General features: G+C 58.3%; 22 protein-coding genes. 13 read left to right on the top strand and 9 right to left on the bottom strand.

What is annotated here, in order from left to right; translation table 11 throughout:
• Positions 1-6 precede the first annotated feature (6 nt).
• The 6 genes from HRR99_RS21520 (at position 7) to HRR99_RS21495 (ending at position 9894) form a co-directional block, all read left to right on the top strand.
• On the top strand, positions 7-1200 hold the full coding sequence (locus tag HRR99_RS21520) for an FHA domain-containing protein (RefSeq protein WP_233124820.1): 1194 nt from the start codon (positions 7-9) through the stop codon (positions 1198-1200).
• Positions 1190-2530, top strand: coding sequence for a type VI secretion system baseplate subunit TssK (gene tssK, locus HRR99_RS21515; RefSeq protein ID WP_111841471.1), 1341 nt, complete (start codon positions 1190-1192; stop codon positions 2528-2530). The genes HRR99_RS21520 and tssK overlap by 11 nt, the downstream gene beginning before the upstream one ends.
• A complete protein-coding gene (gene tssL / locus HRR99_RS21510) occupies positions 2527-4041 on the top strand; it encodes a type VI secretion system protein TssL, long form (RefSeq protein ID WP_233124819.1) in 1515 nt (504 codons plus the stop codon). The genes tssK and tssL overlap by 4 nt, the downstream gene beginning before the upstream one ends.
• Positions 4038-7529, top strand: a complete 3492-nt coding sequence (gene tssM, locus HRR99_RS21505) for a type VI secretion system membrane subunit TssM (protein ID WP_233124818.1) — start codon at positions 4038-4040, stop codon at positions 7527-7529. Before tssL ends, tssM begins: the two co-directional genes overlap by 4 nt.
• 81 nt (positions 7530-7610) lie before the next feature.
• Positions 7611-9035: a type VI secretion system-associated protein TagF gene (gene tagF / locus HRR99_RS21500; RefSeq protein WP_233124817.1), complete on the top strand. Its 1425-nt coding sequence runs from the start codon at positions 7611-7613 to the stop codon at positions 9033-9035.
• Entirely contained in the window at positions 9025-9894 is an 870-nt protein-coding gene (locus HRR99_RS21495; RefSeq protein WP_233124816.1) for a protein kinase domain-containing protein, read from the top strand. Before tagF ends, HRR99_RS21495 begins: the two co-directional genes overlap by 11 nt.
• Positions 9895-9934: 40 nt before the next feature.
• On the opposite strand, the gene HRR99_RS21490 is transcribed toward HRR99_RS21495, so the two are convergent.
• The 5 genes from HRR99_RS21490 to HRR99_RS21470 form a co-directional block, all read right to left on the bottom strand.
• Positions 9935-11071, bottom strand: a complete 1137-nt coding sequence (locus HRR99_RS21490; protein ID WP_111841476.1) for a polysaccharide biosynthesis/export family protein — start codon at positions 11069-11071, stop codon at positions 9935-9937.
• 165 nt (positions 11072-11236) lie between these two features.
• A complete protein-coding gene (locus HRR99_RS21485; protein WP_233124815.1) occupies positions 11237-11869 on the bottom strand; it encodes a hypothetical protein in 633 nt (210 codons plus the stop codon).
• A 64-nt stretch (positions 11870-11933) separates the two neighbouring features.
• Positions 11934-12398: a pyridoxamine 5'-phosphate oxidase family protein gene (locus HRR99_RS21480; protein ID WP_233124814.1), complete on the bottom strand. Its 465-nt coding sequence runs from the start codon at positions 12396-12398 to the stop codon at positions 11934-11936.
• 673 nt (positions 12399-13071) lie between these two features.
• Positions 13072-14574, bottom strand: coding sequence for a choline-sulfatase (gene betC / locus HRR99_RS21475; protein ID WP_233124813.1), 1503 nt, complete (start codon positions 14572-14574; stop codon positions 13072-13074).
• 17 nt (positions 14575-14591) lie between these two features.
• Positions 14592-15545, bottom strand: coding sequence for a choline ABC transporter substrate-binding protein (locus HRR99_RS21470; protein ID WP_233124812.1), 954 nt, complete (start codon positions 15543-15545; stop codon positions 14592-14594).
• A 94-nt stretch (positions 15546-15639) separates the two neighbouring features.
• On the opposite strand from HRR99_RS21470, the gene HRR99_RS21465 reads away from it, so the two are divergent.
• Positions 15640-16530, top strand: a complete 891-nt coding sequence (locus HRR99_RS21465) for a choline sulfate utilization transcriptional regulator (protein WP_233124811.1) — start codon at positions 15640-15642, stop codon at positions 16528-16530.
• Between the two features lie 7 nt (positions 16531-16537).
• Here the strand turns inward: HRR99_RS21465 and HRR99_RS21460 are convergent, their stop codons facing one another.
• Positions 16538-17380, bottom strand: coding sequence for an AraC family transcriptional regulator (locus tag HRR99_RS21460; RefSeq protein WP_233124810.1), 843 nt, complete (start codon positions 17378-17380; stop codon positions 16538-16540).
• A gap of 125 nt (positions 17381-17505) precedes the next feature.
• Here HRR99_RS21460 and HRR99_RS21455 point away from each other — a divergent pair, with 125 nt between their 5' ends.
• Positions 17506-18711: an MFS transporter gene (locus HRR99_RS21455; protein WP_111841483.1), complete on the top strand. Its 1206-nt coding sequence runs from the start codon at positions 17506-17508 to the stop codon at positions 18709-18711.
• A 65-nt stretch (positions 18712-18776) separates the two neighbouring features.
• Here the strand turns inward: HRR99_RS21455 and minE are convergent, their stop codons facing one another.
• From minE to minC, 3 genes are read right to left on the bottom strand one after another with little or no spacing between them, the layout of a single operon-like run.
• The gene (minE, locus tag HRR99_RS21450; protein WP_045229302.1) at positions 18777-19037 is read right to left on the bottom strand and encodes a cell division topological specificity factor MinE; all 261 of its coding nucleotides are present in this window, start codon (positions 19035-19037) and stop codon (positions 18777-18779) included.
• Positions 19034-19846, bottom strand: a complete 813-nt coding sequence (minD, locus tag HRR99_RS21445; protein WP_045229301.1) for a septum site-determining protein MinD — start codon at positions 19844-19846, stop codon at positions 19034-19036. Before minD ends, minE begins: the two co-directional genes overlap by 4 nt.
• A 30-nt stretch (positions 19847-19876) precedes the next feature.
• A complete protein-coding gene (gene minC / locus HRR99_RS21440) occupies positions 19877-20614 on the bottom strand; it encodes a septum site-determining protein MinC (RefSeq protein WP_162698359.1) in 738 nt (245 codons plus the stop codon).
• Positions 20615-20953: 339 nt separating this feature from the next.
• Here minC and HRR99_RS21435 point away from each other — a divergent pair, with 339 nt between their 5' ends.
• The 5 genes from HRR99_RS21435 to HRR99_RS21415 all read left to right on the top strand — a co-directional run bounded on the left by HRR99_RS21435 (position 20954) and on the right by HRR99_RS21415 (position 26909).
• Entirely contained in the window at positions 20954-21727 is a 774-nt protein-coding gene (locus HRR99_RS21435; RefSeq protein ID WP_233124809.1) for an amino acid ABC transporter substrate-binding protein, read from the top strand.
• Between the two features lie 105 nt (positions 21728-21832).
• Positions 21833-22513 carry an amino acid ABC transporter permease gene (locus HRR99_RS21430; protein WP_233125001.1) on the top strand — a complete coding sequence of 227 codons (681 nt, stop codon included), beginning with the start codon at positions 21833-21835 and terminating at the stop codon, positions 22511-22513.
• Complete coding sequence (locus tag HRR99_RS21425) at positions 22510-23265, top strand: amino acid ABC transporter ATP-binding protein (RefSeq protein WP_233124808.1); 756 nt, start codon at positions 22510-22512, stop codon at positions 23263-23265. Before HRR99_RS21430 ends, HRR99_RS21425 begins: the two co-directional genes overlap by 4 nt.
• A 97-nt stretch (positions 23266-23362) precedes the next feature.
• The gene (locus tag HRR99_RS21420) at positions 23363-24895 is read left to right on the top strand and encodes an acyl-CoA carboxylase subunit beta (RefSeq protein ID WP_233124807.1); all 1533 of its coding nucleotides are present in this window, start codon (positions 23363-23365) and stop codon (positions 24893-24895) included.
• Positions 24896-24905: 10 nt separating this feature from the next.
• The gene (locus HRR99_RS21415) at positions 24906-26909 is read left to right on the top strand and encodes an acetyl-CoA carboxylase biotin carboxylase subunit (protein ID WP_233124806.1); all 2004 of its coding nucleotides are present in this window, start codon (positions 24906-24908) and stop codon (positions 26907-26909) included.
• Positions 26910-26984 lie beyond the last annotated feature (75 nt).

Here is a 26984-nt window from a genome sequence, read left to right as displayed (position 1 = left end):
GGAACGATGAAACTTGTTCTGAAAGAAAAGACACCTTCTGGCGGCGCAAAGCCTGCACAATGGAGTTTCGAGCAAGGCAGCCGCACCATCGGTCGCTCGACGGATTGCAATTGGCAGATCGCCGATGACGCACGTCGCGTCTCCAAACAGCATTGCACCTTGAGTTACGACCGCGAAGGCTTCTTCATCACTGACCGCAGCGCGAACGGCACCCAGGTGGATGGCCGCCTTTTGCTGGAAGGCGAGACCGCCCGGCTCAGCGATGGATCACAAATCGGCATCGGCGCACAGACATTCGACGTTGTTATCAGCGGTGAGGCCGAAATGGATTTCGGCGATCCTGACCGCTCGCTGAGAGTGAGCGACGAGCACATGACGATTTCGGCCATTCTTTCGGATATCGCCCCCAATGGTCGCTCCGCACGGGGCGTGATTGCCGGAGGCATGACCCAGGATGACTGGGCCGACGCTGCGCCCAGTCTGACCGGCAAAAAAGCCAAGTCCATTTCCCGTAATGTCGAAGTCGGCTGGAACGCACCGCCCTCCACTGCCGGTGTCGGCGCGGTGCTGCCCAATGACTGGAATGAAGAACCGGTCGAAAGCAGCAAGCACGAACATACCGATGCCATGAACATTCCCGTTCTCGTTTCCCGCCCCGCAAAAAAACCGCCGGTGGAAGACTTCGATGCCGTTTTCATGGATGCGGATGAGCCAGACGACATCGAGCCGAAAGCCTCTGTCGCGCCCATGGCGAGCGACCCGGTCGATGATCTCCTTCTTCAGCTGGAAAAGGAAAGCGCCGAATGTCTCGCGGTCCTCGATATCGATCCGGCATCCATCGGTGCTGAACCGAACGGTGCGTCGGCCCGAGCGCGACTGGAGGCTCTCATTCGCCAGCAACGTCTGCTCGCGTCTTCTCTGGAAAACCTGATCCAGACCTGCACGCAAAAGCTGGAGCCGAGACTGGTGGAAGCAAGAGCGGATGCGCAGAACGACTGGCGCGACAAGCTGGCGCGCAAGGAATGGCGGTCTGTCATCGCGAGAACGGACTATTGGTCCACCTTCAAACAGCAATTCGAAGACGAGGGCCGACAATTATCGGTCCGGCAGTTTTTGCAACGCGCAGCACAGGGCGAGGCTGAGCCCTGCGATGCGCTTCAAACAAATATCAAGGGGGTAAGCAACCAAGATGAGGCATGAAAACCGCGTCGCATGGAGCGAGGGCATGTTCCTTCGCGTTCAACATTTTCAGCAATCGGACCGCTGGACGGAGCGTTTGGTGCGCAACACTACGCGAAATCTCTCGCCCTACCCCTGGGGCGTGGCGGAAATCGGTATAGATCGTAGCGCGCTCGCCATTGGTCAGTTCGCCTTGTCCAACCTGCGGGGCATCCTGCCGGATGGCACGCCGTTCGAAGCGCCCGAAGATTCCGATCTGCCGCCGCCGCTCGACCTAGATGAAGGTGTCAAGAATGCCATCGTCTACCTCGCGCTGCCCGCACGGCAGCCCGGCAAGGCGGACATGTCCAGTGGCACAAAGGCAGATACCAACAGCGTGCGTGTCGTCGCCACGACCTACGAGGCGTCGGATGCCAATGTCGACACGGACTTCGTCGCCCCCATCGATGTCGGTCGCCTCAGCCTGAAATTTCTGAAGACGGGCGATGATCTTTCAGGCTACGACCTGATCGGGCTGGCGCGGATTATCGAGGTACGGTCGGATCGCGCCGTCATTCTCGATCCCGATTTCATTCCCCCCTCCCTCAACTGCGCCGCCTCATCGCGCCTGAGCGAGTTGCTGACCGAATTGCTCGGCATTGTTCGGCACCGGGCGCAGGCGATATCCGAGCGGATCGGTGATCCCACAATCCGCGGAACAGCGGAGGTGGGCGACTATTTCCTCCTGCAAATCCTCAACAGGGCGGACCCGCTGCTGGCGCATCTTTCGGCGAATGCCACGCGGTTTCACCCCATCCGTTTTTATGAAGACTGCATTCAGCTTGCCGGTGAACTGGCCACGTTCACCACCGACAAGAAGCGCGCCACGGATTTCCCGCCCTATCGCCACGATGACTTGAAGGCGAGCTTTGCGGCGGTGTTCGATGATCTGCGCACCTCGCTTTCCGCTGTGCTGGAACAGGCGGCGGTGGCAATCGAACTCGTAGAGCGCAGGCACGGCGTGCGTGTCGGCACTATCCACGACCGCACTTTGCTGCGCGATGCGGGTTTCGTGCTCGCCGTGCGGGCAGACATGTCTGCCGAAGATATCAGGCGCAAACTTCCAGCCCAGATCAAGGTCGGACCTGTGGAGCGTATTTCCGAACTCGTCAACGTGGCATTGCCCGGCATTCCGGTGCGTTCGCTGCCGGTACTGCCGCGTCAGTTGCCGTATCGCTCGGGCACGATCTATTTCGAAATCGATACCAAGACACCACTTTGGAAGCAGCTCGAAACCTCCGGCGCCATTGCGCTGCATCTCGCTGGTGAATTCCCCGGTCTCGAGATGGAAATGTGGGCATTACGCGAATGAGCAATGACACGCCCTCCTCCTGGCAGGACCTTCCAACGGTGGTCGAGATCACCGAAGAAAGTCGTCGCCGAAACCAGAACGCCCGCAACATGGCGGCCATCCTCGATGACATCGTCGATGGCGACGACGCACCCAAGCGTGCGACGCAAGGCGATAGCGCGTTGCCGATCGATGCGCTTCTCGCGAACTTTCGCTTTGGTGGAGAGGAAGTTCCGACACTGGTGCAATCGGCAGCGCCGCTGCTCAACCTTGCCCATGTGCTGCGCTTTTCTGATGCACAGCCGGACCCGGACCATCTTCGCCGTGCCTGCATGGAAGCCATCACCCGATACGAGCGGGATTTGGCGTCAGCACGCATTAGCCCCGAACGGGCAAGGGCGGCGCATTACGCCGTGTGCGCAACCGTTGATGACGTTATTTTGAGCAAGCCGTGGGGCGTGCGCGCAGGCTGGGCTCGGTCCGGCCTCGTATCCACATTTCATAATGATGTGACCGGCGGTGACCGGTTCTTCGATATTCTTGACCATTTCCACCAATCTCCCGGTACCAACAAAGACCTGTTGCTGCTGATCTATCTTTGCCTGTCACTGGCTTTCGAAGGACGAACACGGGTGTCCGCCAAGGGTGCTCTAGAGTTGTCGCGCATTCGCGACAGCCTCTATAAAACGCTGATCGGCCAGTACGGCGTTTTCGAACGCGAATTATCACCCCACTGGCAGGGCGTGGAGGCACGTCACACTCCGCTTCGCACCATGGCGGCGTTGTGGACGCTGCTGTCCCTGATCGCGCTCGCCTTCGCCTTCGGCTATCTGTTTTTCACGCTGACTTTGAACAGCGCGTCCGATGCAACATTCGAGCGGCTGGCGTCACTGCCTCCGACGGACACACCCAGTGTCTTGATCGCAGCAGCACCGGAGCCACCCCAGGAAGTCGTGACGAAACCGGAAGAGCCCGTGATCCCCGAGCAGCCGCCAAAAATTGTCGAGATGAAACCGACTAGGCTGGACAACCTCATGGCGTTTCTGCAGCCAGAGGTGCAGCGCAATCTGGTCACGCTCGCCAACGTCAACGGGCGCCTGCGCGTGCGCATCAACAACTCCGGCCTCTTCAATGTCGGCAGCGCAGATGTCAGCCCACAATTCCGCGATCTGATCCAGCGCATTGGCGGTGCACTTGCGGCGGACAAGTTCCGCGCCGTAGTCATCGGCTATACCGATAATGTGCCCATCAAGACCGTCCAGTTTCCGTCCAACTGGCACCTGTCCGAGGCCCGCGCAAAAGCCGTTGGCGATCTCCTGTCCAACTATACCGGCCCGGATGCAATTCTGACCGAGGGACGTGCGGACAGCGACCCCATTGCCGACAACAATACGGCAGAGGGCCGCGAGAAGAACCGCAGAACAGAGATCATGGTGCTGACCAATCCTGGCGAAAAACTTAGCGAGGCGGGCATTCTCTCGCCAGCCGTCACAACGACAAACGGACAGCAACCAGGAGAGACCCAGCAATGAACCCGCTGAGTTATTTTTATACGATCCGGTCCTACGTCGATAGCTACGCATCGATCATCGGCAGGCGCTTCATCTCGCTGTTGTGGGCCGTGGCGCTGTGCGTCGTCATCTGGTTTTACGGTTATCTCGTCAGCTTCGGAAACTTTAAACCCTTCGACACGACACAGGAACGCCTGATCGCGATTGGCATCATCCTGCTGATCTGGGTGATCTACATTGCCGTTACCCTGTTTCGCGCTCGTAAGCAGGACAAGGAACTGGTCGATAGCATCGAGCAGGAGGCGTTGGGCAACCGGCAGGCCGAAGTCGGTGAAATCCAGACCCGGCTTAAGGAAGCGCTGGCGCTGCTGCGGCGCGTCACCAAGAAGCGGTTCGGCTATATTTACGACCTGCCCTGGTACGTCATCTTCGGCGCTCCCGGTTCAGGCAAGACCACGGCACTGACGAATTCCGGGCTGCAATTTCCGCTCGGCGATGCGCTCGGTGAAACTGCCGTGAAAGGCATCGGCGGCACGCGCAACTGCAATTGGTGGTTCACGGATGAGGCGATCCTCATCGACACCGCTGGCCGATACACCACGCAGGACGATCTCGACGGCTCGTCCAAGGCCGGTTGGGAAGGCTTTCTCAATCTGCTGCGCCGCTATCGCCGGTCCCAGCCCATCAACGGCGCGCTGGTCACGCTATCCATCCCCGACCTGCTCAGCCGGGACCCTGAAGAGCAGCGGCAGGAACTGCGCTCAGTGCGACAGCGCATGGCCGAACTGGATGAATATCTCCACGCTCGCGTTCCTGTCTATGTAGTGCTGACCAAGGCCGATCTTCTGGATGGATTCGTCGAATTCTTCGATGGCTTCAACAAGACGGATCGCCATCAGGTCTGGGGAACGACGTTCAAATTGGATGAAAGCTATGCGGCGAAGGACCTGCCGCAACGCTTCCTCGAAGAGTTCGAGCTGTTGCAACAACGCGTCGATGCGATGCTGATCGAGCGGCTTCAACAGGAGCAGAATGCGGAAATCCGTGGCCGCATCTTCCGTTTCCCGGCGGAACTGGCAAAGCTAAAGGACCGGCTGCACGAGGCATTGAGCGAACTGTGCGCCAGCTCGCCTCTCATCGAGGCGCCTCTCCTGCGCGGCGTCTACCTCGCATCTGGAACACAACCGGAGGCCGGAACGGCCGCACCTCGCGCCCGCCGCAGCTATTTCCTCGCGCGCCTGTTCAAGGAAGTCATCTTTCCAGAAGCGGCGCTGGTCATGCGTGACAAGCGGCTTTCGGGCAGGCAGCTTCTGGTCCGACGCATTGCCTACGGTCTATCCGCAGCCGTCGTTACGATCGTCTTCACCGGCTGGATTCTGACCTATTTTGCCAACACCCAGGCACTGGCCGAAGCCGATCGCAAGCTGAACGCCTATCAACAACTGGTGCAGGGCATCAATGTACGTGACGTGTCTGACGCAGACTTCCTGCGCATTCTCCCCGCGCTCGACAATCTGCGCGATGTCAATTCCGGCTTCGATACGGACCGCGTCTGGAAGGTCGGATTTGGACTTGATCAGGAAGAGAAGATCGCCGGACGCCAGCGTGATGCCTATCAACGGGCACTCAACGCGCTGCTTTTGCCCCGCATGATCGTGCAATTGCAAAAACAGTTGCAAGACCAGAACGATGTCACGCGCACGTTCAACTCCCTCAAACTTTACGGAATGTTGGGTGGGCTGGGAACGCTGGACCGTGATTTCCTGAAAGTGCAGTCGCAGGATATGTTTGCCTCGCTTTATCCCGGTGACGGCAGAGCAGCGGCAAGAGATGCCCTGAATCGGCACGCACAGGCGCTCTCCGACGGTTTGCTGGCACCGATCGAGCTTGATGCCCGTCTGATTTCCAAGGCCCGTGATACCATCAAACAGCAGGCAGTCGGAGCCCGCGCCTATGACATTCTGGCAGGCCTGCCGCAGGCACGTGCGCTGCCCGAATGGAGCCCCTCGGGTGCCTTCGGCCCCTTGGGCGAGCGGGCGGTGGAGCGTGAAAGCAAGGCACCGATGGTGGACGGTATCGAAGGTCTGTTCACGGCCAACGGTTACCGCGCAGTCGTCATTTCGCAGGTTGCTTATGCGTCCCGTGTCGCGCTTTCGGAGGCGTGGGTGCGCGGGTCAGATGATGCTATTCGTGGCGCAACGGTCGAAAATGTGGCCCAGGCCGCCTTGCAGATTTATTTCGACCGCTTTGAAAAACGGTGGAATGAGATTTTGACGGACGTCCGCATCAAGCCATCCCAAAGCCTTGGAGATGCGGTGGAAACGACACGTATTCTGGCCAATGACCGGAATCTCGTCATCGAAGCTGCAAAATCCATTGCCGATGCCACCGATCTTCGCCCGAATGCGGGCGACAGCCTGACGACGCTTGCCTCCACGGCAGATGGCGATAGCACTGCCGCGATCCTCTCGGCCACGGTCGATGCCGCCGATCCCTATGCCCGCCTGCGGGAAATGTTGGCAGCCAAGGGCCCGGGCTCTGGGCAACCGACAGAGAGTGCTACAGGCAATGGGAGCAAGCAGGCGGGTTCGCCATCCGAGCAGTTGCTGGCAAACATCAAGGCTCTGCATGAACAACTGGCGCGCTCATCCACTACTTCAGACGAGGTCGCGCGCGTCTTCGACGTCGATAGCCAGCTGACCAAGGCCAACCAAGACCTGCTGCAACAGGCGCGTCAGCTTCCGGCACCGCTTGACGTCTGGGTGGCCGGGCTTGCTGCAGATGTCGGTTCGCTTGCGGTCAAATCGGCGCGCGGCCGCATTGCCGATCTCTGGGCGGCGGAAGGGGCATCACTCTGCTCATCCATCGTTGCGGGCCGTTATCCTTTCGACCGTACCTCGACGCGTGATGTCGCCATGGCGGATTTCACGCGACTGTTCGGGCCAACCGGCACATTCCAGACGTTTTTCAAACAGCGCATGGAGCCGTTCGTCGACAAGACGGCAACCCCATGGGGCTGGAAGGGAACATTTGGCGCGACGGGAATGCCAAGCGACGCAATCGCCCAGTTCGAGAATGCCGACAAGATTTTCAGGGCATTCTTCCCGAATGGCAGCGAGGTCCCGGCGGTCTCCATCAACGTCAAACCGGTCTCGCTAACCAACGAGTCGAGCGCCGTCATGCTCGAAATCGAAGGCGAACGCGTGGTTTACTACCACGGCCCGGTGCAGGCAAAATCGATTACCTGGCCTTCGGAAAGCAACTCTGCGAACCTGTCACGCATCGCGTTTCAGCCCGGTGGCTGGCAGCAGGCGAAAACGGAAAATGGTGACTGGTCACCCTTCCGTCTGTTCGACGATGCGAAAATCGAAAATCAGGCAGGCGATTTGTTAAGGGCAAGGTTCGAAAATAGCGGTCAGGTCGCTGAGTTCGACATTCAGTTCGGGTCAGTTCTCAACCCATTCAAACTGGATGCCATCGCAAACTTCGCATGCCCGGCGCAGTTCTGAATCATGCGCCGGTTCAAAAAGAATACAGGAGGAGATCATGACCAAGCCGCAACCTCGCTACAACGCCGCCGTATCTGACTGATGGCCACGCCGGTTACCAAGCCCGTAAAAGCCGCAGTCGAAACCGACAGGATCGGCTTTTACGGGAAAATTCCAAGCCACGGAGATTTCATTTCCGAGGGCATGGATCGCGAACTCATCGCCTCGCTCGATGCGTGGATCCGTGCGGGCATGCACGCCTGCGCAGATGTTTTCGCAGGCCGCTGGGATTCCATCTTCACGACGTGCCCGCCCATGCGTTTCATCATCGAACGCGGGATCTGGGGACGCAGCGCCTATGTCGGTGTTCTCCTACCCAGCAAGGACCGCGTCGGGCGAAAATATCCACTCGTCATTCTGGCGCAGATGGTCGATTTCAGACAGCACCCCAGAACACTCTATCTCGACGATACCTGGTTCATGGCAGCGGAAGCTTTGGCCGAGACATCGATGACCCTCGATTTCGACATGGCCCGCTTCACCACATCCATCAAGCGCTTGCGCATGCCAAAGCCACGCGACGATGACGAGGATACAGGCTTCTCTAAACCATCGGCGCAACCAACGAGCCTCTGGTGGTACATCGATGCCACCAGCCGTCGCCCTCGTGGTTTCAAGTTCGAAGGCAAACCGGCGGCGGCGGACTTCGTGCGGTTATTCAAGGAAAAGACCAACGGCGAAGACGAAGCATCCGCCCCCCCGCAGCCCAAACCTGTCCCGAAACCGGTTGCCGCTGAACCCAAACCCGTCGTCGCACCCGTTCGCGATTTGGCGCCCGAGCCCATAGCGAGCGCCCCAGCGTCTGTCATCTACAGCTACGCCACTCACCCCGGCACCCGGTTGACCGTCAATGCGGATGCGTTGTTCGTATCCAAGGAGCCCGCACTTTTTGCCATAGCCGACGGCTTGGGGGACGCCGGAGCCGCTGTCGAGGCAGCGCGATTGACGACCAATGCGTTGAAAGACATGGACAATAGCGACCACGTCGACTTCCTGACGCAGGACATCAAGGGCAAACTCGGCACCGTCAACAGTCTGCTGCTATCACGGCAGATACAAGAGGGAGCCGTGAGGCCTATGGCGAGTGTCGTGGTTGCCTCCATCATCGGCACGACGCTGACGGCTTTGTGGTCAGGCGACGCGCGCGCCTATCTGCTTCGCGATGGCACGATGCATCTTTTGTCCCGCGATCACGTCATCGTCGGCATGAAGAAACAGCTTTCGCAGTGCGTTGGCCATTCGCAGCAGTTCCGCCCGAGTGTGACGACGCAGGAGTGGGGCAAAGACGATCGCCTGCTGCTGTGCAGCTATCCGCTGATGCAGGCACTCAAGGAACGGGTGATTTCGGAAATTGTGCATGACACGCCCATTCCCGACTGCGCCAATGCCCTGATGCAGGAAGCATTGATCGAAAATGTTCGCGAAAACATCAGCGCCGTCGTGATCGGAAGCCGCCTTGAACGGTGACGATGTTGAAAGCGAGGTCGCCCAGTATTTCAGCGACCTCTGGCGTGCGATCCATAGTTCGGAACGTCCGCAGGACCTGATAGACCGCATCCGTGACGCGCTCGACCGGAAAGCCGACACGCTGGCGCGGCAGCAGCCGACGTTCATCGAGGGCAGTTTTACGGTCTTAAGCGTTGCCCACCAGACGGAAAGCACCCTCATCCTGAAGGTCCGCCACCGCGATCTCGGCAGGAGCTTTGCGATCAAGACAATGCCCGAAGACCAGCGTGGCGACGCTTCGCTGGAGCAACGCCTGCGCAGAGAGGCGGAAATCGGCATGGAGCTCCGCCATCCCTGTCTTCAAGAAGTCTCTGCTCTTCTGCGGCTGACGGACGGACGGCCCGGCTTGCTCCAGCCATGGGCACCCATATCACTGGCATCGCGCCTCTCGGCAGAACCTCCCTCCGCTGCTGATATCAAGCATCTGCTCAGACGCATGGTGCATGCCATTGCCGCTGTCCATGCCGCTGGCTATGTCCACTGCGATATCAGCCCAGCGAATATTTTGTTGTCTGCAGATAACCTGAGCTCGGCTCGGTTGAGTGACTTTGGCATTGCCTTGAAGATCGGCGAGCGGCATGCAGACATAGGCGTGGAGGTTGCCGGCTCGCCGGACTATGCGGCACCGGAGCAGCTTTCGGATATGCCAGCCCATCCGCACCAAGACATCTATGCCTTGGGCAGGCTAACGCAACGTCTGCTGGACGCTGGAGGGATCGATGATGACGAAACCTTGACGCGATTTGCAAAGACTTGCGCGGATGGAGACGCTGCAAAGCGCCCTCAATCTGCCGGTGAAGCACTCCGCATTCTGCTGTAGGTCGTGGCAGGCACTCAACACCTGCCACATGCTCACCTGATTAGTTGGCGCTGCCCGGCTGAGGTGCAGCCGCAGTCGGCACGCTCTTCTGGAAAACGGTCAACAGCTTGGCAGAATCCACCAGCGGCGCGTTGCTGGCATACAGCACGTCGCCCTTTTGCATCTGGAACAGCTGCATCAGCGCAATGCTCGAGGCATCACGCATATTGACGTGGTAGATCACCGGTCGCATGGTCGTCGTTACGGCAACCGGGTCCTTGGTGATGGCCGTGGACTTCGAGGTTACCTGCACGACTTCGTTGCGGAAGACGTAGACATTGCGCGCATCGGCACGGTCGTCCAGCAACCCGCCCGCGCGGCCAACCGCCTGTGCCAGCGTCATCTTGCCGGTTTCGAACTGGAATTCGCCCGCACTCTTGAAAGCGCCAAGAGCCGTAAAGCTTGAGGCATCGCCATCGATCATGATCTGGTCGTCGGGCGAAAGGCGAATGTTCTGGCGATCTTCCCGCATGATCCGGTCGAGCGAGGCCGAAGCGCGCTGCTGACCGCGAACCACGGTCACGCTTGCAGCACCCGGCGCAACCGTTGGACCACCAGCCTGATTGATGGCGTCTAGCACACGCTCCTGCCGCGCCGTCAGGGCAATCTTGCCTGGCGTCTTGACAGCACCACTCATCATCACAGCACTCGTCGGCTTGTCGACAACGGTCACGACCGCCTGCGGATTGACCGCAGAGCCCTTGAGGCCCGTGACGACTTGTGACTGCAAGCCTTCTGGCGTGGAGTCGATAACCCGCTTCTTGCCAATGAAAGGAAGATTGACGCTGCCGCCCTGATCGACCGTGAAGCGTCCGAGATTGAGTGTCTTGCTTTGTGTGGACGAAAACAGGCCATCCTCGCCCGTATCCAGCACGGTAATGTCGATCACGTCGCCACGCCGCAAACGCTGCGAGTTATAACCCGTGTTGCGAAGTGCCGTCAGGCCAGGCCCCGTGGCGCTGTCCATGATGGATGGGGAGGCGGAAGTGGTCGGAGCATTGGCCAGTTCGACCACGCGAATTTTCTCGTTGGTGTTGGGAAGAGTGGCAGACCTGATATTGCCCGCAGTCGGCCCATCCGAAGGCTTTGCGCATCCACTCAACAAAGCCAACAGGAGAACCGTAACAGCCTTTTTCATTCCCATTCCCCAAGCAAGAATCACCTACACGCAGGAATAGCACCAAGACGTTAAGCTGCAATAACTTTGAAGCTGAAAATTGAAAAAGATGGCGAAGTTATGCCGACCAATGTGGCCGTTTGGCAACCAGTCACGTTACGTCATGAGGCCTAACGGGAGGGTTCGCTACCGCAACAGCCCGTCGCCGACGAAGTCGTCCCAACCGCGTAGCTTCGTTGCGCCCTGATCAGCACCCGCATCGGATGGAGACTTCGTCTTATCTCGCTTGTTGAGAGAGCGCGTCAACTTCGCCTTCATGGCGGATTTCCGCCTGTTTTCCGCGGCCATGGCAACATCGTCTTCCCGCCATTCATCGACGAGGCCACGGTCCAGAATGTCAGCAACCGTTGACGGATCAAAGACGTGGAAGGTTATCGCCCGAGCTCGCCCTCTAAGCTTAACCGTGCGAGTTCCAGCAGACGGCAGACGACCGTCCTCCAGCCAGCGACGGCGTTCCGTCGTCGTGATCGTGAGGATGTCTTCGATCTCACGCGGTATAACGGAAAGCCTTACAATATCGGCGAGAATATCCGTAACGGTAGCAGATGCAGCGCGAAAAACTGCTCTGGATTTACCGGGCATCGCCAAGGTGAGGACATTCGCTTCCTGTTCGAGCGATTTTCGAACCGCCAACGGAAGGCGGGCCCTCACCTCTTGCACGATGCCCTTTATGCGCACGACGGAGCCAAAGGTCGCGGACGTGTCTAGCGACCATGTTTTGATCAGTTCGAGGCTATCGGCGTTAGTCTTCTTTGCCATGACGATATAAATGGATATCCCATCTCAAAGCGTCAACGGCTGAGATCATTTTGCAGCCTACACGTCATACAGCGCCCTTATTAACGGCACTTGTGCTCGATACGTCGAGACGACCATTGTCTTCGCCATCCCAATATTCAATCGTGCGTGCCGAGACTTTGATCAGGATGATGCCGGGGGTGTCTATACCATCCGGGAACCAGCGATCCAAATCCTTCACCCAGTGCTTTTCGAATTGCGCTTTGTCGCGAATAAGATGCGCTTCACCATCGAAGGCGATGAAAATGCCCGGTTTACCGAGAAGGCTTGGCGGCGCGGTAAACGTCAGGGTTACCCCACTGTTGCGCTCGATATCCTCGATTTTCTTTGTCGCTTCATAAGAAAAGAACCAGGAGTCGCCATCATATTCGACATCGCCATTGTTGCTCATCGGGCGGGTATTGATACGCCCCGAACCCGCAGTGTTGAGCATGCAAAAATCGATCTTGGCCAGCTTTCCTGAAAGCTCTTCCATTGTCATCGTCGTCATCGGGCTCTCCTCATTTGATATAGAAGAGAACCGTCCGCGACGGCCAATGTTCCGATGCGGATGTTAGGATACATAAACTCGGATAATACGATCGGGTCCAACCGCCTCCATCAGGAGCGCCGTCAGCACTAGGAATGGCGTCCACGAGAGGATTCGAACCTCCGACCCCAGGATTCATACCACTTCGGCTTTCGCCGCCGCTTCCGCGTTCGTGGTCTGGACTGTCCCTTCACCATGAGCCAAAGCTGTTAGGTGCCGCCCGTCCAGTCTCTACACACTTCCCCGAATTTCTCCAGGGCTTGGCTCGGGATTGGCATGCCGGAAATTCCAGCGAAGCGTCCCCCGACTTTGAGCGGTTCGATTGTAAAAGTTTCCAAATACAACCCCCAATTGAGGAATCCTGTGCTCTATCCGACTGAGCTACGTGGACATTCTGTTGTTTTACGCCTCACTGCTAACGGAAGCGCCTGCATATTGTCAATCCAGATGTACCGGTAAGTTTACCGGGCACCAGAACCTCGGCCTTTCAACGGCTCCATGCCAACCGGTAAGATTTTTGCCCCTAAAGGTACTCTATCCTACTGAGCTACGTGGACATTTCAGTTGTTTCACGGCGCTTGGATACCCCATTGGAGCGAATTCGGCAACGCCCTTTTCGAATATTGCGCGTGCTTCATTCGCCACGGGGAAACCGCTGGTTTTCTTCGAGGACGTTGAGGTCCATGTGATTTCGCATGTAGCGTTCGGACGCTTTCTGCAATGGCTGGTAATCCCAAGGGTAATGGGCGCCGTTGCGCAGTGCCTTGTAGACCACCCAGCGGCGGGCCTGGCTTTCGCGGACGGACCTGTCGAATGCGGGCAAATCCCAGCGGTTGCGGACTTGTTCCAAGAGAGAAGCAAGCGTTGACTCGTACTCTGATCGGACGGCCAGATTGTTTAGTTCGTGCGGATCGGCCTCGATGTCGAACAGCAGCGGCGGGTCCTGTTCGCAAATGGTCAGCTTGTAGCGGCCATCTCGAAGGGCAACGAGCGGCGCTATGGAGCCTTCGGCGGCATATTCCATCGGCACAGGGCCTCGGCTGGCGAAGGGGGAAAGCTCCTCGCCATCGGTCCATTGTTTCAGCATCGACATATCCAGCCCTGCCAATGCGCATAGTGTCGGCGTGACATCAAGGGTGGACACAGGCGTGTCGATCCGGCCTGCGTCCATAGAGGGTGCGGCGATCATCAATGGAACACGGGAAGAGCCTTCGAAGAAATTCATCTTGAACCACAGGCCACGCTCACCCAGCATGTCGCCGTGATCGGACAGAAACAGGATGGTGGTGTTGTCCTCCATCCGCGTGCGTTTCAGCACATCCAGCAGCTCACCGATTTTCTCGTCGATGTAGGAGATATTTGCAAAATACCCTTGCCGGGCCCGCCTCACCTGCTCTCGGCTGATATCGAACGCGCGGTGATCGCAGGCTTCAAGCAACCGCTGCGAATGTTGATCCTGCTGCGCGAAGGGTAGCGCATCGACCTGCGGGTCCAGCGCCGGGCAATCGTCGTAAAGGTCCCAGAACCTCTTGCGTGCGACATAGGGATCATGCGGATGCGTGAAGCTGACGGTCAGGCACCAGGGGCGTTCGTCCAGTCCGCGCGCGAGATCGTAAAGTTTGCGGGTCGCGTGGTAAGCGACCTCGTCATCATATTCCATCTGGTTGGTGATCTCAGCGACACCAGCGCCGGTGACAGAGCCGAGATTGTGGTACCACCAGTCGATCCGCTCGCCCGGCTTGGTGTAGTCAGGCGTCCAGCCGAAATCCGCAGGATAGATGTCCGTCGTCAATCGCTCCTCGAAACCATGCATCTGGTCTGGACCGACGAAGTGCATCTTGCCTGAAAGGCCAGTGTAGTAACCGGCAGAGCGCAGATGGTGGGCGTAGGTCGGGATGTCGGAGGCGAATTCGGCAGCGTTGTCATAGACGCGGGTGCGGCTGGGCAATTGACCGGACATAAAGGACGCGCGCGCGGGCGCGCACAGAGGACTTGCCGTATAGGTGTTGGCGAAGCGCGTGGAGCGCTCCGCCAAAGCTTTCAGATGCGGCGCATGAAGAAAATCCGCCGGTCCGTCAGGAAAGAACGTGCCGTTCAACTGATCGACCATGAGGATGAGGAAATTCTGACGCGCCATGCAATGCTACCCTGGAATCAAAGACCGACAGCAGCCTTTACCGCGTCGCTGCCCGGTTTGCCATCGAGTGTCGTAACACCTGATAGCCACGTGTCGAGAACCTGCGGGTTGGCTTTCAACCAAGCGGATGCGGCATCGGGTGCCGTCTGGCCACCCAGAATTTCACCCATCAGCTTGTTTTCCATGCCGACATCGAACTTCAGGTTTTTGAACAGAACAGCAGCATTGGGGCACTGCGCGGTCCAGCCGGTGCGGGCAAGGGTGTAAACCTGCGCGCCGCCGTAGTTGGGGCCGAAGTAATCGTCACCGCCGGAAAGGTATTCGATTGAGAATTTCTCATTCATCGGGTGCGGTGCCCAGGCAAGGAACACGACACCCTTCTTGGATTTTCCGGCGCGCTCCACCTGCGAAAGCATGGCTTGCTCTCCGGATTCGACCAGCTCCCAACCCTTCAGGCCAAATTTCTCGTCGGCGATAATCTTCTGGATATTCTGGTTTGCAGGCGCACCCGGCTCAATGCCGTAGATTTTGTGGTTGAATTCATCGCCGTGCTTTGCCAGATCGGCAAACGTTTTGATGCCTTTTTCCGCCATGTAGGAAGGCACGGCGAGCGTGAACTTGGCACCTTCGAGGTTCTGGCCGATCACGTCCACAGCCTTTGCGGCCGTCAGATCATCGATGAAGGATTTCTGTGCTGGCATCCAGTTGCCGAGGAACACATCGATTTCACCGTTCTTCATCGCCTGATAGCCAATCGGCACCGAAAGCGTCTTCACATCGGGCGTATAGCCGAGTGCGGTCAGGACAACGGATGCCACGCCATTGGTGGCGGTGATGTCCGTCCAGCCGGGATCGCTAAGGCGGATCGTCTTGCAGCTTGCGTCGTCTGCGGCCTGCGCGTTGCCAGCAAAACAGGCAGTCATGAGAAGGAGGCCTGACGCTATGTGCCCGATACGAGAGTTCCTGATCATTGCTGTTCTCCGGTTATTCGAGAATTTTAGTGAACAACGGATTGATCTCTGTCGTGAAGCAGATAATTTTCGATATCTGATAAAAGGATTTTTTATGGCAGACAGGCCGGTCGATCTGGGATGGATGAGGGTGCTGATGGAAATCGGCAAACGTGGCAGCCTAACTGCTGCCGCGCAAGAACTGGGCTTGACCCAGCCAGCGGTCAGTTACCAGATGCGGCGGCTGGAAGAGCAATTGGCCACCCGCTTGCTCACGCGCCAGCATCGCGGCGTGGAACTGACACCGGAAGGGCGTCGCCTGTGCGATCTCGTCAGCCAGCAGGTCAGCGAGATCGACCGTTTAACCGACGACTTCAAGGCCCATGAAAGGCCGACAGTTCGGCTGCACACCGACTATGCCTTCTCCTCGCTGTGGCTCATTCCGCGCATGCAGGATTTTCGCGCACGCCATCCTGATATCAATATCCAGATTGCCGCGTCGCAAAACCCGCGCCGTCAGACTGCGGGTGACAATGACGTGCTGATCATCTTCAGCACGCAGGTCGAAGCGGGAAGCGACGCGACGCTGATTCTGCCGGAAAAAGTCCGCCCTGTTTGCGCGCCGGGGTTTCTGGACAACCTGGCTGAAAAGGACGTTCCGCAGCAGCTTTCCGCCAGCAAACTCATCCATCTGGAAAGCTCTTGGGCCTCCACATGGCATGATTGGCCGAGTTATTTCGCAGGCATCGGCGTCAAAAGACAATCCGGTGAAGAAAAAGGCGATATCAGTTTCAACACCTATTCCCTCGTGGTGCAGTCAGCCATCACGCATCAGGGCGTGGCGCTGGGCTGGGCAGGGCTGGTGGATGACCTTGTGCAAAGCGGCGCCCTGGTCGGCGTCGGCCCTACGCTGGAAGCCCCTGATCGCGGCTATTGGCTGGTGGGCTCCAAGGGTAGGAAAGCCGCTGCGGGCAAGCTGGTAGACTGGCTTTTGCTACAGGCCTGATGGCCCCTCACATCGCCACGCCGGGTCGCGAACGCTTCAAGCCCGATGATTTCAAATAGGCGCTGGGTGAACTGCCCAGCATACGCCGGAACATGGTGGTGAAGGCGGAGACATTTTCGTAACCGGCATCCAGCGCCACGTTCGTCACGGTTTCGCCGCTCGCCAGCCGGGGCAAGGAGGCGAAAATGCAGGCCTGCTGCCGCCACGTGACGAAACTGACGCCGGTTTCCGCGCGAAACAGGCGCGTGAAGCTTCTGCGGCTCATGCCCAATGTCTGCGCCCAGTCATCGATGCTGGCATTGGCGGCGGGCGCGTTCAAAAAGCGACGACACAGCCCTGCAATGCTGGCATGGGCGGGAAAAGGAAGCCCGAGCGGCTGTTCGGGAAGTACGCTGATTTCATCCACCAGAAGCTCCATCACCAGTTCGCGACGTCTGGTATTTTGTCGTCTGGAATCATCGCGAACGAGTTCTTCGATGAGATTGCCCGCAAGAACGGTCACCTCCACCACGCGCGGTCGCTCCGTAGCGATGACGTCTGGGTGGACATAGACGGAATGCATCTCCACCTGACTGATCATTTCGCTGGAATGCTCCAGTCCGGCTGGAATGATCAGGCCGTGCCCCGGCGGTATCATCCAGCGGCCCTTGGCTGTACCGACGACGACCACACCACTGCGGGCAAACCACAGCTGTGTCTTGCGGTGCGAGTGAACAGGGCTTTGAAAACCTTCGGGATAGAGGCGACGAAGCGCCAGCACCGATTCATTGTTTCCATCGATGAAGCTCAGCATTTCTTCATGCTGATCACCGCTCAGAAAGCCGAGTTCTTCGAAATCATAGCGCGGCATTTTGGCCCACTCTCGTAAAAACTAGACCACAGCACAAAAGCAGGCCGCAAACAATGCGCCTATAAGGCCCGCGGAGTATTCCATAACAAAATACCGTCTGACGACGACGATCTGGAGAGAAACCCATGGCGAGTGTGACCAGCACGAGCTTTTCCGCTGAAAAAACGACGTTTTCGATCATCGCTGCTGCAAGCTTCTGCCACATGCTCAACGATATCATGCAGTCGCTGCTGACATCGCTTTATCCGCTTCTCAAGGCAAATTACGCGCTGGATTTCGTCCAGATCGGCCTTTTGACCTTCGCGTTTCAGGTCACGGCGTCACTGCTGCAACCGGCCGTCGGCATTGCCACGGACAAATGGCCCATGCCGTTCTCGCTGCCGGTTGCCATGCTGTCCACCTGCGCCGGTTTGATCACACTGGCCTATGCACATAGCTTTCCGGTTCTCGTGATTGGCGCATGCCTGATCGGCATCGGCTCGGCCATCTTCCACCCGGAAGCGTCGCGTGTTGCCCGCGTCGCATCAGGCGGGCGCCATGGTCTGGCACAATCCTTCTTTCAGGTCGGCGGCAACACGGGAACGGCGATTGGTCCGCTTCTCGCTGCGTTCGTCGTTTTGCCGATGGGTCAGCAGAGCCTAAGCTGGTTTTCGCTGATCGCCCTTGCCGGATTTGCCGTGCTCTCCTGGGTCAGCGTCTGGTACAGCCGTCACCGCCGCAGCAATGCGGGTCGTCCACCCGTCAGCCGCGCGCTGCCGATGGCGAAAAACAAGGTGTTGATGACGCTTGTCGTTCTACTCATCCTGACCGCGACCAAGAATGCCTATCTGGCAAGTCTGTCGAGCTATTTCACCTTCTACACGATTGAGAAATTCGGTCTTGAGGTCCAAAGCGCGCAATTGCTTCTCTTCCTGTTCCTCGGCGCGTCCGCTGCCGGTGTGTTCTTCGGTGGCCCCATCGGTGACAAATTCGGTTCGCGCGTCGTCATCTGGTTCTCGATCCTCGGCGTCATACCGTTCGCGCTGTTGCTGCCTTACGCAAACCTGACATGGACTGCCATTCTCGTGGTGCTGATCGGCTTCGTCTTTTCCTCCGCATTTTCGGCCATCGTCGTCTTCGCGCAGGAGTTGGTGCCGGGACGCGTGGGCTTGATCGCAGGCATGTTCTTCGGCTTTGCCTTCGGCTTCGGCGGCATCGGCGCCGCTGTCCTCGGCGTGTTCGCAGACCGCGAAGGCATAGAGTTCGTATACCGCATCTGCTCCTACATGCCGCTTCTCGGCCTGCTCACAGTCTTCCTGCCGCAACTGCCGAGCCGCAGAAAAGCAGCCTGACGGCAAAACACAAAAAGACCGCCCGAATTGTCATCCGGGCGGTCTTTTCATTTGAAGAGACGTGATCAGGCGGCGCGCAGGCTGGCAGCCAAAGGGATTTCGACATCGATTTCCAGCAGCGAGACATGCTCGTCGCTGTCCATCTTGACGTGAACCTTGTCGCTATCGATCTGTACGTGCTTGGCGATAACGGCGAGAATTTCTTCCCGCAGCAAAGCAACAAGCTCGTTGCCCACGCCGTTGCGTTCATGCGCCAGCAGAACCTGCAACCGCTCACGCGCAAGAGGCGCGGATTTCTGTTTGCGGAAAAGGTTAAAGATACTCATGCGGCCCTCCCGAAGAACTTGGCGAAGATGCCACGCTTTTCACCGGGGATCATCATCGGAACGTCTTCGCCGCGCAGACGACGTGCCGCATCGAAATAAGCCATAGCAGGTGGGGACTTAGCATCCGCCAGCGTAACAGGCGCACCGACGTTGGAGGCGCGAAGAACATCCATGCTCTCAGGAATGATGCCGATCAGCGGGATGGAGAGAATTTCCAGCACGTCTTCGACCTTCAGCATGTCGCCACGCTCTGCACGAACGGAGTCGTAGCGGGTCAGGAGCAGGTGCTTTTCCATCCGCTCGCCGCGTTCGGCCTTCAGCGTCTTGGAATCCAAGAGACCGATGATGCGGTCGGAGTCGCGTACGGAAGAGACTTCCGGGTTGGTCACCACAACGGCAACATCCGCATGGCGCATGGCCAGCGTCGCGCCGCGTTCGATACCGGCAGGGCTATCGCAGATGACCCAATCAAAATGCTTCTTGAGTTCGCCGATAACCCACTCGACACCCTCGGGCGTCAGATTGTCCTTATCGCGTGTCTGCGAGGCAGGCAGCAAAAACAGCGTGTCGAGACGCTTGTCGCGGATCAGCGCCTGCGGCAGTTTCGCATCGCCCTGGATAACGTTGACCAGATCGTAAACAACGCGGCGTTCCGCACCCATGACCAGATCGAGGTTACGAAGACCGACGTCGAAATCCACGACGACGACCTTTTCCTTGTTCTGTGCCAGCGCCGCACCGAGCGCGGCAGTCGACGTGGTCTTGCCTACGCCTCCCTTGCCGGAAGTAACGACAACTACCTTCCCCATCCTGCTCTCCTGTTTTCTGCCGCTTACGGCTTAATTGAGTTTTTCGGCTTTGATCGTATCGTTTTCCAGCCAGAGCTGAACGGCCTGGCCGCGCAGCTTCGGATCGATATCTTCAGCCACCTTGTAGACACCATCGATGGCCAGCAGCTCGGCTTCCAGCTTCTTGCAGAAAATCCGCGCCGAAGCATTTCCAAGCGAACCTGCCATGGCACGACCACGCAGCGCTCCATAAATGTGGATCGACCCGCCCGCGATGATCTCCGCACCCGAGGCGACCGACCCGACAACGGTCACATCGCCCTCGGGAAAGATCACCGACTGACCAGAGCGAACCGGCTCGCTGATCATCAGCGACTGCACCGTGCTGCGAATCTCCGTCACAGGAACCCGCACTGGCTCCTCCTCCACTTCGGTGGTGGCGAGCGAGACAGGCTCGACCTCGATATCCGAGGCAGCCTTTCCACCCTTGAGTGCCGGTGGCATGCCCGCCTCGATCATGGACGGGCGTGCGCCTTCGATCCCCATGATGGCAACGTTGCGCGAAACGAGTTCGGCTATCAGCCCCTTGAGACCTGCCTTATCGAGTTTCAGATCCGCGACATCGAGCACGACGGCACGCGACAGGAAGAAACCGGCAGACCGCGCTGCCAGATCATCAAGCCGCTCCAGCCACTGGTCCAGAGGCTGCTCAGGCGACAGCACGACCGCGAGAAACGATCGGCCTTTTATACGAATTGAGCGTGAGGTGTCTGTTAGCACTTTGGTCATCTTGGTAAACAAATCATTGATAATGAGGTACCGCAAATGTGGTTAATAAATGGTTAACGCGCCCTGTGTCGAGGGCGAGAAATTAACCTCAAGATCGCCTTGACAGCGCAAATTCTCGAGAGGCCATACCGCTGATTTTTAAAGTGATTCTGCGCTGTGAGAGAGCGCTTGACGCGTTTTCGGAGAGTGTTCGTCGAGCACTCAACCAAGCAATCCGGGCGAAGCGTTGAGGAAGAGAAAAATATTCTCCCAAGCTGCATCTTTTTGCGTCTTTTTGCCGTTTAAACGGGCAGGATTTATGGGATGAGACGTTATTAGAAATTCCTGAAAGGAAAACCGATGAGCTGGCTCAAGACAATCGCAACCGCCGCCGCAGTCAACGCTGCCATTTTCGCACCTTCCTTCGCTGGCGAAAATCTTGACCAGATCAAATCTGCTGGCGTGATCAAGATCGGCACCGAAGGCACCTACGCACCATTTACGTTCCACGATGCCAGCAACAAGCTCGTTGGCTTCGACGTGGAAATTGGTGAGGCTGTCGCCAAGAAGCTGGGCGTGAAGGCCGAGTTCGTGGAAGGCAAATGGGATGGCCTGATTGCCGGTCTCGATTCCAAGCGCTACGACGCCGTGATCAACCAGGTCGGCATCACCGAGGCACGCAAGCAGAAATATGCTTTCTCCGAGCCCTATATCGCATCGAAAGCCGTCTTGATCGTCAGCGACAAGAACGACGACATCAAGGGTTTCGAAGGCCTGAAGGGCAAGAAGTCCGCGCAGTCTCTCACCAGCAACTTTGGCAAGCTGGCCACGGAAGCAGGCGCTGAACTGGTCGGCACGGATGGTTTCGACCAGTCTATCCAGCTCGTTTTGACGGGCCGCGCCGACGCGACGATCAATGACAGCCTTTCCTTCTATGATTTCAAAAAGAAGCAGCCAAAGGCGCCGGTCAAGATCGTTGCTGAAAAGGCCGATGCCGATTACTCGGGCATCATTGTGCGCAAGGGCGACGACGATCTGGTGGCGTCCATCAACAAGGCCTTGGCCGACATCAAGACAGACGGCACCTACAAGACGATCTCCGACAAGTATTTCGGTCAGGACGTCTCCAAGTAAGGCGTCATACAGGCCTGTTCTCCCCTGCGGAAATAGGCCATGATCAGAACAAGACCAGACAGTCCGGCGTTCGCGCCGGACTTCGTTTTTATTGAGGGGCTCGCCGTGCCGCATTGGCTGCAATTGATGATGGACTCTTTGCCGACCCTGCTCTGGGCTGGCGTGAAGTTCACGATACCACTGACATTGCTTTCTTTTTTTTTCGGATTGATCCTCGGGCTGGCAACCGCAGTCGCTCGGCTGTTCGGACCAACGCCGTTGCGATTGCTGGCGCGTTTCTATGTCTGGGTCATCAGAGGCACGCCGCTGCTGGTCCAGCTTTTCGTGATCTTCTACGGCCTGCCCAGCATCGGCATTTTGCTGGATGCATTCCCGGCAGCGCTCATCGGCTTTACGTTGAATGTCGGCGCTTACACGTCCGAGATCATCCGCGCAGCCATCTCATCCGTTCCAAAGGGTCAGTGGGAAGCCGCGTTTTCGACAGGCATGAGCTGGCGTCAGGCCATGCAACGCACCATCCTGCCGCAGGCGGGGCGCGTTGCCGTGCCGCCGCTGTCCAACACCTTCATTTCGCTGGTCAAGGACACATCCCTTGCCGCGGCCATCACCGTGCCCGAACTGTTTCAGTCCGCCCAACGTATCGTCGCCAACACCTATGAGCCGCTCATCCTCTACATCGAGGCAGCGATCATCTATCTCGCGCTGAGTTCCGTGCTGTCCACCTTGCAGGCGCGGCTGGAAGTGCGCTTTGCCCGTTATGGCGGCATGATGGAGAACAGCCGATGATCGAGCTTTCCAACATCGAAAAACGCTTCGGCGATGCGGTTATCCTGAAAGACATTTCGCTGAGCTTTCCCGAAGGCAGCGTTACCGCACTCGTCGGTCCCTCCGGTGGTGGCAAGAGCACGCTGCTGCGCTGTATCAACCTGCTGGAACTGCCCACAGAAGGAACCGTGCGCATCGGCGACGCCACGACGTCCTTTACCGCAGGTCAGAAAACCCCATGGCAGTCCATCCAGAAAATTCGCCGCCAGACAGGCATGGTGTTCCAGAACTTCCAGCTTTTTCCGCATCGCACCGCCATCGAGAACGTCATGGAGGGCCTGTTGATCGTTCAGAAGTGGTCGCGCGAAAAAGCGAGAGATCGCGCCATGGAACTGCTGACCAAGGTCGGCATGGCACACAAGGCGGATGCTTGGCCCGCCAACCTTTCCGGTGGCCAGCAGCAACGCGTCGCCATTGCCCGCGCGCTCGGGCCTTCCCCGCAAGTGCTGTTGTGCGACGAACCCACATCTGCCCTCGACCCGGAACTATCCGAAGAAGTCGTTGACGTGCTGGGCAAGCTTGCGCGTGAAGGAACGACCATGGTCATGGCAACGCATGACCTGCGTCTGGCGTCTCGCATTGCCAACAACGTCGTGTTTCTGGAAGCGGGCAAGGTGGTGGAAACCGGCACGGCAGACGCCATATTCCGCGCACCGACGCAGGAGCGCACGCGGCGCTTCGTGTCGTCCATCAATGCGGCGCAGTCCCTTTGACCATGGCAAAATAGGCGCCATCTCCCTCATAAGCTGTTTTCAATTCTGGATTTCCTGTCTAAGTCTAGGGTTCTGAAATTCGCATGAGGGAGGAGCCATGCCGACGGTTCTCGAAGAATTGGAAGCACGCCGTGCGCAGGCAAGGCTCGGCGGTGGGCAAAAGCGCATCGATGCCCAGCACGCCAAAGGCAAGCTGACGGCGCGCGAACGGCTGGACGTTCTGCTCGATGAAGGCTCCTTCGAAGAATACGACATGTATGTCACCCACCGCGCGGTGGATTTTGGCATGGCCGAACAGAAGGTCGCTGGCGACGGCGTCGTGACCGGTTGGGGAACCATCAACGGCAGACAGGTCTACGTCTTTAGCCAGGACTTTACCGTTCTGGGCGGCTCTCTTTCCGAGACCCATGCGCAGAAGATTTGCAAGGTCATGGATATGGCAGCCCGCGTCGGCGCCCCTGTCATCGGCCTCAACGATAGTGGCGGCGCGCGCATTCAGGAAGGCGTCGCTTCACTGGCCGGTTACGCAGAGGTCTTCCGCCGCAATGCCGAAGTGTCCGGCGTCGTGCCGCAGATCTCCGTCATCATGGGGCCTTGCGCGGGCGGCGCGGTCTATTCTCCTGCTATGACAGACTTCATCTTCATGGTGCGCGATACGTCCTACATGTTCGTCACCGGGCCGGACGTCGTCAAGACCGTGACGAACGAGATCGTCACGGCGGAAGAACTGGGCGGTGCGTCCACCCACACCCGAAAATCATCGGTCGCCGATGGCGCCTATGAAAACGATATCGAGGCACTGGAGGCCGTGCGGGCGCTGTTCGATTTCCTGCCGCTCAACAACCGCGAAAAAGCCCCTGCCCGCCCGTTTCATGATGATCCGGCACGGCTGGAGCAGCGTCTCGATACGCTGATTCCCGACAGTTCCAACAAGCCCTATGACATGAAGGAACTGATCCACGCGCTGGCCGATGAGGGCGATTTCTTTGAGATACAGGAAGCATTCGCCAAGAACATCATTACCGGCTTCATTCGGCTGGAAGGCCAGACGGTCGGCGTGGTTGCGAACCAGCCCATGGTGCTGGCCGGTTGTCTGGATATCGATAGCTCACGCAAGGCCGCCCGGTTCGTCCGCTTCTGCGATGCCTTCAATATCCCCATCCTGACGCTGGTGGATGTACCCGGCTTTCTTCCCGGCGTGGCGCAGGAATATGGCGGCGTCATCAAGCATGGCGCGAAACTGCTGTTTGCCTATTCGGAAGCGACCGTACCGCTGGTGACGCTGATCACCCGCAAAGCCTATGGCGGGGCATACGATGTCATGGCTTCCAAACACATCGGTGCCGACGTCAACTACGCCTGGCCGACGGCGGAAATCGCCGTAATGGGCGCAAAGGGTGCGGCGGAAATTCTCTACCGGTCCGAATTGTCAGACCCGGACAAGATCGCCGCCCGCACTCGGGAATACGAAGAACGCTTCGCCAACCCGTTCGTGGCCGCAGAGCGCGGTTTTATCGATGAGGTCATCATGCCGCATTCTTCCCGTCGCCGCATCGCCCGTGCTTTCGCTCCACTGCGCAACAAACAGGTGACGACGCATTGGAAGAAACACGACACCATTCCGCTTTGAGGCTGCACCCATGATCTCCAAAATCCTCATCGCCAACCGTGGTGAAATTGCCTGCCGCGTCATCCGTACGGCCAAAGCCATGGGCATCAAGACCGTTGCGGTCTATTCCGATGCCGATGCCAATGCCCTGCATGTGCGCGAGGCCGACGAAGCGGTGCATATCGGCCCGGCCCCATCCAACCAGTCGTATATCGTCATCGAAAAGATACTCGACGCCGTAAAAAAGACGGGCGCAGACGCCGTGCATCCCGGCTACGGTTTTCTGTCGGAGAACGCTGCTTTTGCCGCTGCTCTGGAGAAGGCAGGCGTCATCTTCATCGGTCCACCCGTCAAGGCCATCGAAGCGATGGGCGACAAGATCACATCGAAGAAGCTGGCTGCCGCGGCTGGCGTCTCCACCGTGCCGGGTCATATGGGGTTGATCGAGGATGCCGAGCAGGCGGTGAAGATCGCCGTAACGGTCGGCTATCCTGTCATGATCAAGGCGTCAGCGGGCGGTGGCGGCAAGGGCATGCGCATCGCATGGAATGATGCAGAGGCGCGCGAAGGCTTCCAGTCCTCCCGAAACGAAGCGAAATCGTCCTTCGGGGATGACCGTATCTTCATCGAAAAATTCGTCACGCAACCGCGCCATATCGAAATTCAGGTGCTGGGCGATCAGCATGGCAAGGTGCTTTATCTGGGTGAACGCGAATGCTCCATTCAGCGCCGCAACCAGAAAGTCATCGAAGAGGCTCCCTCGCCATTTCTCGATGAAGCGACCCGCAAGGCCATGGGCGAACAAGCGGTGGCTCTAGCGCAGGCGGTCGGCTATCACTCGGCGGGCACCGTCGAATTCATCGTGGATGGCGACCGAAACTTCTACTTTCTGGAAATGAACACCCGCTTGCAGGTGGAGCATCCGGTCACCGAACTCGTGACCGGCATCGATCTGGTCGAGCAGATGATCCGCGTTGCATCCGGTGAGCCACTGACGTTTTCACAGGAAGATGTGCGGCTCGATGGCTGGGCCATCGAGAGCCGACTTTACGCCGAGGACCCCTACCGAAACTTCCTGCCTTCCATCGGTCGTCTCACGCGCTACCGTCCGCCGCAGGAGGGCAAGCAGCCTAACGAAAGCATTTTGCGCAACGACACCGGCGTCTTCGAAGGCGGCGAAATTTCCATGTATTACGATCCGATGATCGCCAAGCTCTGCACATGGGCACCGGACCGGCACCGCGCCGTCGCGGCCATGGGAGAAGCGCTAGACCATTTCGAAGTCGAGGGTATCGGTCACAATCTGCCCTTCCTGTCGGCAGTCATGCAAAACCAGCGCTTCAAGGACGGCAGGCTGACAACCGGCTTCATCGCCGAAGAGTTTCCCGATGGCTTCACTGGCGTTGAGCCTGATGAGGACGCGGCAAGAAAACTCGCGGTCATAGCCGCCGTCATCCAGCATCGCATCCAGACCCGGGCCACGCAAATCTCCGGCACCATCGGCAATCATCGCCGTGTCGTAAGCGACGATTGGGTGGTCGCGTTCGGAAAGATCCACCACACCGTTTGTCTTCAAATCTCCGCGGGTGGTATGTCAGCGGTTTTGGAAGGTGACATATCGCTATCCGTGGAAACAGACTGGCTGCCCGGCAAGACACTCGGCATCTTCACCGTCGGCGACACGCAGATGGCCGTCAAAGTCGATCTCACGCCATCCACCATCCGTCTGCGCTGGCGCGGCAGCGATCTCGTTACGCGCGTGCGAAGCCCCCGGATTGCCGAACTGGCAAGGCTGATGCCCGAAAAGCTGCCGCCGGATACCTCCAAACTGCTGCTCTGCCCCATGCCGGGGGTCATTACCACCATAGCGGTGTCGGAGGAAGAAACCGTGGAAGCGGGACAGGCGCTCGCAACCGTGGAAGCGATGAAGATGGAAAACATTCTTCGCGCCGAGCGGCGTGCGAAAGTTTCCAGAATTGCGGTCGGCCCCGGCGATAGCCTTGCCGTCGATGAGATCATTATGGAATTCGAATAGCGGTTTGCGGGAAGAAACGACATTGTTTGCACTGCCGTTTTGCCGCAAATCACGCTAATGCTTGGCCATATGTCA

The organism is Agrobacterium vaccinii (assembly GCF_021310995.1).
GTDB classification, from domain to species: domain Bacteria; phylum Pseudomonadota; class Alphaproteobacteria; order Rhizobiales; family Rhizobiaceae; genus Agrobacterium; species Agrobacterium vaccinii.
Note: the sequence above shows the minus strand (reverse complement) of the source record. Positions and strands in the feature narration are given on the sequence as shown.